Raw genomic sequence first — 12,961 nt, forward strand, 5'->3', positions numbered from 1 at the left:
TATGTATTACGTTTTATGGTTTATAGGACTTATTGCTGCATGTATGCTATCCGCTGTAATTGGCTTATGGGTTGAGCGAGACAGTAGCGAAAAAGAGTCTAATAACAAATAATATGATTTAAAAAGTAATAAAAAAGGTGGCAAATAGCCACCTTTTTTATTTTTGGATATGCTGTTAAAAATAAATAATAAATGATAATTGTTTTCATTTGATTTTTTTCATATCATAGTGCAGCGAATTTTGTATTCAGATATAATAGTCTCAAATTTAATTAGTGCGATTTGAACATGAAACAATTTATATGGAATGCAAGAGTTTATTATGAAGACACAGATGCGGGTGGTGTCGTTTACCATGCTAGGTATCTTGCTTTTTTTGAACGAGCTAGGACAGAAATGCTAAGGCAACTTAATATTAGCCAGCAAAAGCTATTACAAGAAAGTATTGCTTTTGTGGTTAAAAAGATGGATATTAGCTACCATTTCCCAGCTCGTTTAGATGATATGCTGACTATTAAGACTAGTGCTGAGCAAGTTCGCAAGGCGTCTATTATTTTTAAGCAGACTATTTTTAATCAAAATAACCAAGTTATCAGCACAGCGGATGTTCTTATTGCTTGTGTGAATATCACTAAGATGAAGCCATGTGGGCTTCCTGAGTTATTAGTTTTGGAGTTTATATGAATATTATTGATCTGTTTTTGCAAGCAGGTTTGTTAGTAAAATGCGTTATGCTGTTGTTACTTATTTTTTCTGTTATGTCGTGGGCTATTATATTTCAACGAACTAAAATCTTAGGTAAAGCAACGAAACAAATTGAACAATTTGATAATAGCTTTTGGGCCGCTGATGATTTAAATGTGTTATTTGATAAAGCAAAATTTAATAAAGAAGATATTAGTGGTACAGAACATATTTTCTATTCAGGTTTTAAAGAGTTTTCACGTCTATATCAAATTAACCCAAATATGGCTGAATCGGCTTTAGATGGTGCATCACGCTCTATGCGCTTAGCAATGAATCGTGAGCTTGATATTTTAGAATTGCGTATCCCTTTTTTAGGTACAGTGGGTTCTATTAGTCCATATATTGGTTTGTTTGGTACTGTCTGGGGTATTATGAATGCATTTATTTCTTTAGGCTCTGCTAAACAAGCAACATTACAAATGGTTGCACCCGGGATTGCTGAGGCATTGATTGCAACTGCAATTGGTTTATTTGCCGCTATTCCTGCGGTTCTTGCCTATAATCGCTTGTCATTAAGTGTCAACCGAATTGAACAAAGCTACCTTAACTTTATTGATGAATTTTCAGCAATTTTACAACGTCAAGCCGTTGCTGTCAGGAAATAATTATGAGTAGACGTTCACGTTATACACCTAAATCTGAAATCAATATCGTACCTTTGCTTGATGTATTATTAGTGCTAGTGCTTATTTTTATGGCAACAGCGCCAATTATTAGTCAAAGTGTTGAGGTTGATCTGCCACAAGCGTCGGAATCTAAAACGGTCTCCTCTTCAGAAAATAAACCAATCATTATTGAAGTGTCAGGTATTGGTATATATTCATTGATTATTGATCAGAACCGTCAATCTAATTTACCACAAGAACAAATTGTTGCAGAAGTTAAGCAACAGATGTCACTTAACGAAAAAGCTGTTTTTTTAGTTGGTGGCGCTAAAGATGTTCCCTATGAAGAAATTATAAAAGCGTTGAATTTATTACAATCTGCAGGTGTTAAGTCTGTAGGTTTAATGACTCAACCAATTTAAATAAAATAATATAGCAAGAAGTTTGCAATGTCTTATAAGTCAAATTCAAAATTAAGTATAGCTATTATAGTATCCATTATATTACATGTGATTTTAATTATTATTTTGGGTTACCGAGCTATGTATGATAACGATGTTAACTATGGTAGCGTTAATGGAAATGCAATTGATGCTATTATGGTTGATCCTTCCGTCATGACCGAACAATACCAAAGGCAATTAAAGGCACAGGTTAGCCAAAAACAAGCAGAACAACAAAGGCAGCAACAAGTAGATGAGCAGGCTCAAAAACTACAAGAGCAGCAGCTTGCCCAACAACAGCGACTTAAAGAGCTAGAAAAGGAGCGTTTAAAAGTTGAACAGCTACAAAGGCAAGAAGCAGAGGCTGCACAAGCTGCACAGCTAGCAAGGCAAAAAGAAGAAGAAGCTCGCAAAGTAAAAGAACAGTTAGAAGAGCAAAAAAGACAGGCTGAAAAACAGCGTTTAGAGCAACAGCAGGCTGAATTAGCAAAGCAAAAAGCAGAGCAAGAGGCTAAATTAAAAGCAGAGCGAGAATTGTTGGATAAACAACGAGAAGAAACTTTGCGTAAACAACAAGAATTGGCGAAACAAGAAGCTAAAGCTAAAGCTGAGCAAGAACTTATTGAAAAGCAACGAATTGAAAATGAACGTAAACAAGAAGAATTAAATAAGCAAAAAGAAGAACAAGCAAAAAGACAAGCCGCTGAAAAAGCCGCTGCAGAAAAGGCTGCCGAAAAAGCAAAAAAAGCCGCACAAGCTAAAAAAGATAAAGAACTTGATAATCTGCTAGGTGGATTGACATCAGGCGCACCAACTCCATCAGGTGGTGCCGCTGCTCGTAAAGGTGTTTCAGATGGAGAACTTAATAAATATAAATCTTTAGTTCAAAATGCCATCAGTAATAAGTTTATTAATCCTAACAAATTATATAGTGGTCGAAATTGTGTGTTAGATATTCAAATAGCACCTGATGGCTTATTACTTGATGTTAGTGCAAAAGGTGGTGATGACGCATTATGTCGAGAAGCGCTTGCGGCGACTAAACAAGCTGTAATTCCCAAACCTGCAAGTGGTTTTTATAATCAAGTCAAAACGATGACAATTGACTTTCAACCGAAATAATTTTTATACGCAAACACGATGTTTTCTGAAACTTTTTTACAATAAATTATCTATATCTTCAAATGTGAATATTGAAATTACATTAATCATCCCAATATATCCTCTATTCATTTCGAATCAAGTTTTTAAGTAAAAGAAGGAGCAGAACATGACAACAATTGTCAGTGTCCGTCGTGAGGGGCAAGTCGTTATTGGTGGTGATGGTCAAGTCACGTTAGGCGAACGTATTATTATGAAGGGTAATGCCCGTAAAGTTCGTCGTTTATATAATAACAAAGTGATTGCAGGTTTTGCTGGTGGTACTGCTGATGCTTTTACACTATTTGAGTTGTTTGAGCGGAAATTAGAAATGCACCAAGGGCATTTAACCAAAGCCGCTGTTGAACTAGCTAAAGATTGGCGAACAGACAGAATGTTACGCAAACTAGAAGCATTACTTGCTGTTGCTGATGAAAGTGCATCATTGATTATTACAGGTACGGGTGATGTTATCCAGCCAGAAGATGATTTAATTGCAATTGGGTCTGGCGGTCCTTATGCGCAAGCAGCGGCTCGAGCTTTACTAGATAATACCTCACTTTCTGCACACGATATCGTACAAAAATCATTGTCAATAGCGGGCGATATTTGTGTATATACCAATAACTTCCAAACTATTGAAGAACTCAATTACTAATCAACCGAATTAAAGAGAATATTATTATGTCTGAAATGACTCCTCGCGAAATTGTAAGCGAACTAAACCAACACATCATAGGACAAGATAAAGCAAAACGTTCTGTGGCTATAGCACTGCGTAATCGCTGGCGTCGCATGCAACTTGATGAAACATTGCGTCATGAGGTTACGCCCAAAAATATACTTATGATTGGCCCAACAGGTGTTGGTAAAACGGAAATTGCAAGACGTTTAGCAAAATTAGCACATGCACCGTTTATTAAAGTCGAAGCGACTAAATTTACTGAAGTTGGTTATGTGGGTAAAGAAGTTGATTCCATTATTCGTGATTTAACCGATTCTGCGGTAAAAATGATCCGTCAACAAGCAATTGAACGCAACCGTAATAGAGCGGAAGAATTAGCAGAGGATCGGATTTTAGATGTACTTGTACCACCAGCTAAAGATGGTTGGGGACAGGTTGAGAATAATTCTGATTCAGCTGCAAGGCAAGCTTTTCGCAAAAAACTACGTGAAGGTGCACTTGATGATAAAGAGATTGAAATTGAAGTCGCAGGTGTCAATATTGGTGTTGAAATTATGGCGCCTCCAGGTATGGAGGAGATGACTAATCAGTTACAGTCAATGTTTCAAAATTTAGGTGGACAAAAAACTAAACCACGGAAAATGAAGATCAAAGATGCATTTAAACAGTTAATTGAAGAAGAAGCTGCTAAATTAGTTAATCCTGATGATCTTAAACATGAAGCTATTGAGGCAGTTGAACAAAACGGAATTGTTTTTATTGATGAGATAGATAAAGTTTGTAAACGTGGTAACTCATCAGGTCCAGATGTTTCACGTGAGGGGGTGCAACGGGATCTGTTACCATTAGTTGAAGGTTGTACTGTGTCGACTAAACATGGCTCTGTTAAAACAGATCATATCTTGTTTATTGCTTCAGGTGCTTTCCAAACAGCAAATCCATCTGATTTAATCCCTGAATTGCAAGGTCGGTTGCCTATTCGAGTTGAATTACAAGCACTAACTAGTGAAGATTTTGAGCGTATTTTAACTGAACCAAATGCTTCGCTTACTGTTCAATATAAGGCGCTAATGGCTACCGAAGGTGTTAATATCGATTTTACTCCTGACGGTATTCGTAAGATTGCAGAATCAGCATGGCAAGTGAATGAGCAAAATGAAAATATTGGTGCGCGTAGATTGCATACTGTATTAGAGCGTTTGATGGAAGAAGTCTCATTTGAAGCTAGTGAACTTGATGGACAAACGGTTACAATTGATGCTAAATATGTTGGTGATCATTTAGATAAACTTGTTGCAGATGAAGATTTAAGTAAGTTTATTTTATAATCAGCTTATATCTTAGACATAAAAAAGGTGAGTTTTGCTCACCTTTTTTATTGTTACTTTCTTAATAATTCTCCTAAAATATCGGTAGCTCTTGATTTAGATTTCGAATTATCTTTAGAATTATGATTTTCTAATTTATCGCGAAGTTTTTCTAAACGTTCTTGTAATTTATCGCTCAGAACATCGGTAACTAATTTGCCAATATCAATTTGGTAACGAAGCTTAGTAAATTGACCATAAATGCGTAGCGGTATTGTCAACTTTTGTAGTTTTGCAATAGTTTCATTTTTAGCATTCCAGCCACCTAGCATTTTTAAGTTCAAATTTATATCCAAGTCCTGTTTTAATATTCCGACTTTGCCTGAACCATCAATGATATCAAGTGTTTCAGAATTAGCAGTTAAAGTTGAAAATTCCAAATTACCTTGTTTCAAGCCAGCATTGGCCGAAATTTTATGAAATTCGGTATATTTTTTTTGATTTTCAGGTGTTATGACATCTTTTGAATATTGAGCTACAGCATTTTGGATAATACTTTGAATATTCATATTGTTGAGTCTTGCATTAGTCACAATAATTGCCACATCACCCTGTAAGCTAGCTAATAATTTAGTGCCTGATATGCTGTTACTTTCTAAATCCCCAGTAGCGTTAAATAAACCTTCTAGATCATGAGCTGTATCTATTTGGTTAAAAAATGTATTTAAATCAACATCAGTTATCTTGGTATTAAGTTTGACTAGTGTATTTTTTTGTTTGCCATTTGCAATACCTGTTGCAACTATATGACCCTTAGCAAAATCTAAACTGATGTTTTTAAATATTGCAATACCGTCATTATTAGTCATATCAATGTCAATATTGTTTAATGTTATTTTGTTGGCATTGATTTGTTTAATATTTAACTTAGCTTTAGCATTAAAAGTATTTAGAAAGCTTAATTCATTAGTGGTTTTTGTGATATTTGATACCACAGGCGAGGTTTGTTGGTTAGTTGTCTTTTTATTCGATTTTTCATCTATTTTCAAAAATGAAGAGAGATCGATTTTATCTGAATTTAATTGCAAATCTATGTACGGTTTATTTGCTAAATCTGCATTGATAGTACCAGTAAAATAATTGTCATTAATTGAAAAAGATAAATTTTGGCTTTTCAGCAACTTAGGCGTCTGCTGATAGTTAAATACGCCATTTATGTTACCTTTTAGTTCTTTGGTTGAATTAGCGACGCCTTTATAAGTGAAATCAAATTGTTTTAAGTTGATTGTTGCTTGTTCAGGGAATTGATTTAAATCGACATAAGCATGGGCAATGTATGATGCATTTTGTTGATTTTTATCAATATTACCGTTTAGATCGATTGAGATATTTTTATCTTTATTTTGTTCTACTATTAGATTAATATTTCTGAAGTTAATGAGATCATTTTTATGTTGCAGCACCACAGTACTATCAGCAACTTCAAATTTATTTAAGCTAAATTTCCAATTAGATGAATTTTTTTGATCTTTTGAATTAGATGCCTCATGAGTATTAGCGTTAATAGATGGTCGGTTAGTATCATTTTTTGCAATATTGCCTTTACTTTCATCGGTAATGTTGATGATTGCTGATTTGATAAATACATTTTTAACTGATAATTTTTTTGAGAAAAGAGGTAGTAATTCAACATCTAGTCTCATATTATCTGCTGTTAAAATCGGTTTTTGAGCACCATTATCATATAGTTTTACTGAATCGGTTAGAATACTCACTTGTGGCCATATATGCCAGCGCAAATTGCCATCAATAGATAACTCATAACTTGTTTTATCTTTCACTGTATCAGAGATAAACCCACGAAAGTTGTTAGGATCAACAAAAACAATAAGCGAAAAAATACTAATTGTGATAAGTAGAATTAAGGCAAATAGAATAACCAATATTTTTTTGATCATATTAATGTTCCTTTATTATAGTTATAAACTGCTTAGTCTTTATCAATACGACTGGCGACAGCGCCATGTTGGTCTTTATATTTTGCATCTTGCCTTCTATTATATGGTCTTGCAGCAGATCCAGTAAGTGTTTCAAAGCTGAGCGCTCCGATTGTCATTCCTGGTCTAAGCGCTAATGGGATTTTTCCTGAATTATAAAATTCTAAAACAATTTGTCCTTGCCAACCGGGATCGATGCGATGAGCTGTGACATGAACCATAAGTCCTAGTCTGGCGAGCGATGAACGTCCATCTAACCAACCAACCAAATTGTCAGGAATGGTGACTGATTCTAATGTTACCGCTAATGCTAATTCTCCAGGGTGTAGGTAAAAGGCATCACCCTCAGGTAATACAATTTCTTCACTCATCACTCGTTCTAACACTGCTGATACTTCTTCTTTAGGCCCACTTAAATCTATATAAGGTGTGGTATGTTCTCGAAAAGTTCGAAATTGGTTGCCTAATCTAACATCAACTGTCGCACCATTAATACTGCTTGTAGCAGGTTGCGGTGTTATTTTTAATTTACCATTTTGCAAATACGCTTCGATATCTCTGTCGCATAATCTCATGAGCTATCCTCAATTCAGCTTGTATTGCTTTATTCTAACAGGTTCTTTTAATGGCGTCGATGTTAGTCGTTTAAGGCTTTAGCACCCATGCACGTCCATAGTGGTTATAGTATCCTGCTAATTCGCCTGGTTTATCACCAATGCCCAGATAAAGGTCAAAATGCTGGCCTTTTATCGCACCACCTACATCAAGAGCCACCATTAAACGATTTTCCCGTCTGCCACGATATGTGCCATCGTTATCAAGAAGAGGAACATCAACTAATACTACAGAACCAATAGGTATTAGTGAAGTATCAGATGCGATAGATGCATTGGCAACTAAAGGTACTGCCGCAGCTCCTTTTACTTCAGCGTTATATTGTGGTTCGAAAAACACAAATGAGTGGTTTTGAATTAACAAGTCTTTAAGTTTTGTTTCACTGTTATTGTTAGCCCAATTTTTGATAGCTTGTATCGACATTTTTTCTTTTTCTATTTCACCTTGTTCTACCAATAATCTTCCAATACTTGAATAGCCATGACCATTTTTACCACCATAGCTGAAGAAGACTAAAGGTGAATTATCTTCAAAATCAGCATAAGCACTACCTTGTACTTCCATAATAAAGTTATCTATCAAAGAATTGCTGTAGGCTATTTCAAGATTTTTATTGGCAAGTGCACCATTATAAATTTGTTCACGATTGGGTAATTGCTCTTCACTATCAGTGGGCATTTTGTAGATAGGATATTTAAATTCTATGGTAGGTTGGTTTCTTACTTTGATTATTGGGGTGTAATAACCTGTCAAATGTACATTTCCATACCCATCTTGTCCAGACATTTCATAGCTATTAAGTCCAACTTTATTAAACTCATCAGTTCCTAAAGAACGATTAATCCAAGCATCGATGGCCTTATAGATATGTTCATTTTTACGATACAAAGATGGTGATGATGATTTAATTTTGGCAATTTGGATAAGGTAGTCTGAAATATTTACAGGAGTACCTAACTTAGGGTAGTTTATGTTAAGTGGTAAAAAAAGGTTTCCATCTTGATATTGTTGACCTTGTTTGATTGGTTTATTTGAGACGCTTTGGCTACTAGTAGTTAGAAGGGATAAAATAAACAAAGTACATAAAAAATAAAAACGATAATAGTGTTCTTTTTCTTTCATCTTGGTAGATTATTATAATAAGTTAAGTAATATAGCTATTTATGCTACACAATTCTATTATAAGAAACTACCAATAATTATGAACTAACCATAAAAATTTTTCATAAAGATTCAGCTTGCGATTTAACGTTGGAGACTTTATAGTCCTATAATGAAAGAAATATTAGAACATTTTGAAAACTAAAAGGTAATAAAAGCGATGAGCATTACATCCTCAAAGCATGATCTAAAGCGAAACCTTTCTAACCGTCATATTCAATTAATTGCAATTAGTGGTGCAATTGGTACTGGCTTATTTATGGGCTCAGGGAAGACAATTAGCCTTGCTGGACCTTCTATTATTTTTGTGTATATGATTATTGGTTTTATCCTTTTTTTTGTTATGCGCGCAATGGGGGAAATTCTTCTTTCTAATTTGAAGTACAAGTCTTTTAGTGATTTTGCCAACGACCTTTTAGGCCCTTGGGCGGGTTTTTTTACTGGTTGGACTTATTGGTTTTGCTGGGTGGTTACAGGAATTGCGGATGTTATTGCAATTGCTGGATATGCGCAGCATTGGTTTCCTGAACTGCAATCTTGGATACCAATGTTATTGACGGTTGTCTTACTATTAACTTTAAATCTATTAACTGTAAAAATGTTTGGCGAGACAGAGTTTTGGTTTTCAATGATTAAGATTGTTGCAATTTTAGCTCTGATTGGTATTGGACTAATGCTTATTGTAACGGCTTTCCATTCCGAACAAACTGATACCACAGCTACATTTTCAAATCTATGGCAATACGGTGGTTTATTCCCTCATGGTACTATGGGTTTTTTTGCTGGCTTTCAAATTGCGATTTTTGCTTTTGTGGGAATTGAATTAGTTGGCACAACCGCTGCAGAAACAGTCGATCCGAACAAAAATTTACCTCGTGCTATTAACTCTGTACCAGCACGTATTATCTTTTTCTATGTTTTTGCTTTAATCATTATTATGAGTGTCACACCTTGGACGTTAATTTCCCCAAATAAAAGTCCATTCGTTGAGTTATTTACTTTAATTGGACTGCCTGCGGCTGCCAGTATTATTAATTTTGTAGTACTAACATCAGCTGCATCTTCTGCTAATAGCGGTATTTACTCAACAAGCAGAATGCTATTTGGACTTGCTAAAAAACAAGATGCGCCAGAGCCTTTTGGTAAATTATCAAGTCGTTCGGTGCCAGCTAATGGTTTAGTATTTTCGTGTGCTTGTTTATTTGGTGGTGTGGTTTTGATTTACTTAGTGCCTAATGTCATGGAAGCTTTTACTATAGTAACCACAATTTCAGCTATTTTATTTATGTTTATTTGGTCGATGATTCTTATTTCTTATCTTGCTTATCGTCGTAAAAAAGTAAACTTGCATGAACAATCTCTATTTAAAATGCCCGGTGGTGTTTTGATGTGCGGTGTTTGTTTAGCGTTTTTTGCTTTCGTGATTGTGTTACTTACTTTCGAGGCTGATACCCGCCAAGCGTTAGTAGCAACCCCTATTTGGTTTGTTATTTTAGGCGTGAGCTATTTTATTCGCTCTTTAAAACGCCAATGAATCTAAACTCAAAGTGGCAGGAAAACCTGCCATATCATTATTGCATTTATTGAGCTTTACTTTTTTCTGGCCAGATAATACTGGCAATAATACCCAAAGCAAGTATGCCTAAAACGATATAAAGACTTGTAGTTGGATCGATATCAATACCATATCCCAATAAATGATTGCTTGCATTTAAAGCTAATTTTCCGGCAATAAAAAAGAGTAAGCAGATAACCGCCTTACCAAGGTGAACTAAGTACTGTTTCATGGCTTGTAAAATAAAGTACATCGTTCTAAGACCTAAAATAGCAAAGATCATGGCACTATAGACGATTAGTGGCTCTTGGCTGACAGCAATTACCGCAGGAACAGAATCAAAGGCAAACATAATGTCACTAAGTTCAATTACAATAATACATAAAAACAGCGGTGTAGCATAAAAAGTACTTTTGGGTATTGTATCAACTAAATTTTTGTTTTCAGGTTTAGTAAGTTCTGTATCAAGTTGTTTTTGAGATAATAAAAAGTGGTGGCCGACAATTTTGGGATAAGATGGAAAAATACGTTTGGCAATGCGAAACGCAAAGTGATTTGAGTAATCTTTGATATCTTGGTCATTGTCTTGATTTTTCAACATCATAATTCCTGTGCAAGCAACTAAGATTGAAAATACAAATTCCATCCAAGGACCCAAATATAACAAACCTGTACCAATTACGACAAATATGGCGCGAAATATAATAGCACCAATAACTCCCCAATAAAGTAAGCGATGACGATAATTATTGGGTACTGCAAACCACGAAAAAATAGCCATAATCACAAACAAATTATCGACCGATAATGCTTTTTCAAGGACATAACCTGTAATAAATAAGCTGGCTATAGTACTGCCATGATGAAGGTACAAATAGAGTGCAAACCCTAGGGCAACTATTATCCAAAATAGTGACCAAATAATGGCATTGCTTAAACTAATTGGTTTATCGTTATGGTGAGCATATAAATCAATAATAATTGCGGCTAGGGCTAGTCCAATAAATACCAATATAGTTTCTATTGGAAAGCCTAATGAGTCTTGAATCATAATTATATTACCTAGTATTAAATGCTATATGGAGTGAATTTTGTTTCTTATTATGTTGAATCATTAAATAGATCATAATTATAAAAGTGATTGAGTATATATTGCTAGCTAAATCAAAAAAAGTTATATTTGCAGGTCTCGTTTAACTGTTTTAATTTAATCACTTTCTGAGCCAACATTCATGATAAAATTTAGGGTAATTATTTTCTTTCTTCTTCCTCTTTTTTCAGGGTTATTACATGCACAATCAGTGGAACCTTACGTATCTTCTTTACCTAAAGGAAGTGATTTATCCATTTTGATTCAGTCTGTAGGAAGTAATCCTAAGACATTAGCAAAATATAAAAGTGATCAGTTTAAACAACCTGCAAGCACTCAAAAAGTAATAACCGCTTTGGCTGCTGAACTTGAACTAGGACGTGATTTCAGGTTTATAACGCGCATGCAAACTAATGGCACGGTTAGTAATAGACAGTTAAATGGTGATCTAATTATTCAGTTTAGTGGCGATCCTACTTTTACTCGCGCGCAATTAAAAAATATGATTGCGGAGCTACGTCAAAAAGGTATTGAAAAAATTGTAGGAAATGTGATTCTCGATACTTCAATATTTACAAGTCATGACAAAGCTCAGGGATGGTCATGGAATAATCTAACAGCGTGTTACAATGCTCCACCATCAGCAGTGATTATTGATGATAATTGTTTCTATGCAACAGTGACCCCAGGTAAAGTAGGCGCGAAGGCCTCTATTTCTAAGTCATCAAATATTCCTGTTGTCGTGACAGGTGATGTGAAAACGATCGCAAAAAACAGTAAAGATCTCAATGATAAGTATTGTGAATTAGATGTTACCTATTCAGGTAAAAATCGTTATTATCTATCAGGGTGCATTGCCTCAAGTTCGGATAAAACGCCGTTAAAATTTGCGGTAATTGATGGTGTTGAATATTTTTCTACTATCTTTAAAAATGAACTTAAACAACAACAAATCACTTATACCGGATCACTCTTTGAACGTAATGAGAGGACTAACGAGCAGTTGTCTTTGCTAGCTTCTAATCAATCAGCACCTCTTTCTGATCTGTTAACCGTGATGCTTAAAAAATCGAATAATTTATATGCAGATGCTATTTTTAGAACGTTAGGTGCTCATTATTATCATGTTCAAGGTACGTGGCGTAATGGTGGTGATGCTGTTAAGCAAATTTTACGCAAAAAAGCAGGTATTAATCTTGAGAACCTAGTTATTGCTGATGGTTCTGGATTATCTCGATTAAACTTGATGAGTGCTGACAAATTAATGGAAATTTTGCAATACATTGCTGCCCATAATACGCAATTAAGGATTATTGAAATGTTACCAATTGCCGGGGTTGATGGTACGTTGCAAAATCGTAAGAGTTTTAATCAAGCGCCTTTTAAAGAGACAATACGAGCCAAAACTGGTTATATTCAAGGATGCTATAATTTAGCTGGATTTATCCAAAAGTCTGATGGTAGATATGTGGCTTTTGTGCAGTTAATATCGGGTTACCACGCCGATAGACAAAATGAGCCAAAAAATAGTGCAATTATGCGATTTGAATCAGAATTTTATAAAAATTTTATTAATTAATAATTTAGTAATAAGGACACATAAGTTTTATCGAAAA

The 12,961-nt window shown here is 34.8% G+C and carries 13 protein-coding genes; 9 read left to right on the top strand and 4 right to left on the bottom strand.

The genetic code is table 11. The features are described 5' to 3' along the window. The first annotated feature begins 1 nt into the window (after nucleotide 1). The 7 genes from GQ593_RS00295 (at nucleotide 2) to hslU (ending at nucleotide 4,948) form a co-directional block, all read left to right on the top strand. Entirely contained in the window at nucleotides 2-112 is a 111-nt protein-coding gene (locus GQ593_RS00295) for a cytochrome bd oxidase small subunit, CydX/CbdX family (RefSeq protein ID WP_160430099.1), read from the top strand. Between the two features lie 170 nt (nucleotides 113-282). Beyond that, entirely contained in the window at nucleotides 283-684 is a 402-nt protein-coding gene (gene ybgC, locus GQ593_RS00300) for a tol-pal system-associated acyl-CoA thioesterase (RefSeq protein WP_442903581.1), read from the top strand. After that, entirely contained in the window at nucleotides 681-1,352 is a 672-nt protein-coding gene (gene tolQ, locus GQ593_RS00305) for a protein TolQ (protein WP_160430101.1), read from the top strand. Before ybgC ends, tolQ begins: the two co-directional genes overlap by 4 nt. Before the next feature lie 2 nt (nucleotides 1,353-1,354). Then, a complete protein-coding gene (gene tolR, locus GQ593_RS00310; protein WP_160430102.1) occupies nucleotides 1,355-1,774 on the top strand; it encodes a colicin uptake protein TolR in 420 nt (139 codons plus the stop codon). Nucleotides 1,775-1,801: 27 nt separating this feature from the next. Further along, nucleotides 1,802-2,917, top strand: coding sequence for a cell envelope integrity protein TolA (tolA, locus tag GQ593_RS00315; RefSeq protein WP_160430103.1), 1,116 nt, complete (start codon nucleotides 1,802-1,804; stop codon nucleotides 2,915-2,917). A gap of 148 nt (nucleotides 2,918-3,065) precedes the next feature. Then, entirely contained in the window at nucleotides 3,066-3,593 is a 528-nt protein-coding gene (gene hslV, locus GQ593_RS00320; protein ID WP_025316169.1) for an ATP-dependent protease subunit HslV, read from the top strand. A gap of 26 nt (nucleotides 3,594-3,619) precedes the next feature. Continuing rightward, nucleotides 3,620-4,948, top strand: coding sequence for an HslU--HslV peptidase ATPase subunit (gene hslU / locus GQ593_RS00325; protein WP_160430104.1), 1,329 nt, complete (start codon nucleotides 3,620-3,622; stop codon nucleotides 4,946-4,948). Between the two features lie 53 nt (nucleotides 4,949-5,001). Here the strand turns inward: hslU and asmA are convergent, their stop codons facing one another. The 3 genes from asmA to mltA all read right to left on the bottom strand — a co-directional run bounded on the left by asmA (nucleotide 5,002) and on the right by mltA (nucleotide 8,661). Continuing rightward, on the bottom strand, nucleotides 5,002-6,885 hold the full coding sequence (asmA, locus tag GQ593_RS00330) for an outer membrane assembly protein AsmA (protein ID WP_160430105.1): 1,884 nt from the start codon (nucleotides 6,883-6,885) through the stop codon (nucleotides 5,002-5,004). Between the two features lie 32 nt (nucleotides 6,886-6,917). Then, entirely contained in the window at nucleotides 6,918-7,499 is a 582-nt protein-coding gene (gene dcd / locus GQ593_RS00335; protein WP_160430106.1) for a dCTP deaminase, read from the bottom strand. A gap of 70 nt (nucleotides 7,500-7,569) precedes the next feature. After that, nucleotides 7,570-8,661 (bottom strand): murein transglycosylase A, encoded by a 1,092-nt coding sequence (mltA, locus tag GQ593_RS00340; RefSeq protein ID WP_160430107.1) that lies wholly within the window; start codon nucleotides 8,659-8,661, stop codon nucleotides 7,570-7,572. Nucleotides 8,662-8,860: 199 nt separating this feature from the next. On the opposite strand from mltA, the gene cycA reads away from it, so the two are divergent. After that, nucleotides 8,861-10,234 carry a D-serine/D-alanine/glycine transporter gene (gene cycA, locus GQ593_RS00345; protein ID WP_160430108.1) on the top strand — a complete coding sequence of 458 codons (1,374 nt, stop codon included), beginning with the start codon at nucleotides 8,861-8,863 and terminating at the stop codon, nucleotides 10,232-10,234. A 46-nt stretch (nucleotides 10,235-10,280) separates the two neighbouring features. Here cycA and GQ593_RS00350 read toward each other — a convergent pair whose 3' ends face one another. Next, nucleotides 10,281-11,306 (bottom strand): TerC/Alx family metal homeostasis membrane protein, encoded by a 1,026-nt coding sequence (locus GQ593_RS00350; RefSeq protein ID WP_160430109.1) that lies wholly within the window; start codon nucleotides 11,304-11,306, stop codon nucleotides 10,281-10,283. Between the two features lie 181 nt (nucleotides 11,307-11,487). Between GQ593_RS00350 and dacB the strand changes: the two genes are divergently transcribed. Then, nucleotides 11,488-12,924 (top strand): serine-type D-Ala-D-Ala carboxypeptidase, encoded by a 1,437-nt coding sequence (gene dacB, locus GQ593_RS00355; RefSeq protein ID WP_160430110.1) that lies wholly within the window; start codon nucleotides 11,488-11,490, stop codon nucleotides 12,922-12,924. Nucleotides 12,925-12,961: the final 37 nt, after the last annotated feature.

Source organism: Gilliamella sp. Pas-s25, assembly GCF_009795885.1.
Lineage (GTDB): Bacteria > Pseudomonadota > Gammaproteobacteria > Enterobacterales > Orbaceae > Gilliamella.

Excerpts from the sequence above, each read along its gene's own strand:
- GQ593_RS00295 (WP_160430099.1), top strand. The coding sequence starts at position 2 with ATGTATTACGTTTTATGGTTTATAGGACTTATTGCTGCATGTATGCTA.
- tolQ (WP_160430101.1), top strand. The coding sequence starts at position 681 with ATGAATATTATTGATCTGTTTTTGCAAGCAGGTTTGTTAGTAAAATGC.
- tolR (WP_160430102.1), top strand. The coding sequence starts at position 1,355 with ATGAGTAGACGTTCACGTTATACACCTAAATCTGAAATCAATATCGTA.
- tolA (WP_160430103.1), top strand. The coding sequence starts at position 1,802 with ATGTCTTATAAGTCAAATTCAAAATTAAGTATAGCTATTATAGTATCC.
- hslV (WP_025316169.1), top strand. The coding sequence starts at position 3,066 with ATGACAACAATTGTCAGTGTCCGTCGTGAGGGGCAAGTCGTTATTGGT.
- hslU (WP_160430104.1), top strand. The coding sequence starts at position 3,620 with ATGTCTGAAATGACTCCTCGCGAAATTGTAAGCGAACTAAACCAACAC.
- asmA (WP_160430105.1), bottom strand. The coding sequence starts at position 6,885 with ATGATCAAAAAAATATTGGTTATTCTATTTGCCTTAATTCTACTTATC.
- dcd (WP_160430106.1), bottom strand. The coding sequence starts at position 7,499 with ATGAGATTATGCGACAGAGATATCGAAGCGTATTTGCAAAATGGTAAA.
- mltA (WP_160430107.1), bottom strand. The coding sequence starts at position 8,661 with ATGAAAGAAAAAGAACACTATTATCGTTTTTATTTTTTATGTACTTTG.
- cycA (WP_160430108.1), top strand. The coding sequence starts at position 8,861 with ATGAGCATTACATCCTCAAAGCATGATCTAAAGCGAAACCTTTCTAAC.
- GQ593_RS00350 (WP_160430109.1), bottom strand. The coding sequence starts at position 11,306 with ATGATTCAAGACTCATTAGGCTTTCCAATAGAAACTATATTGGTATTT.
- dacB (WP_160430110.1), top strand. The coding sequence starts at position 11,488 with ATGATAAAATTTAGGGTAATTATTTTCTTTCTTCTTCCTCTTTTTTCA.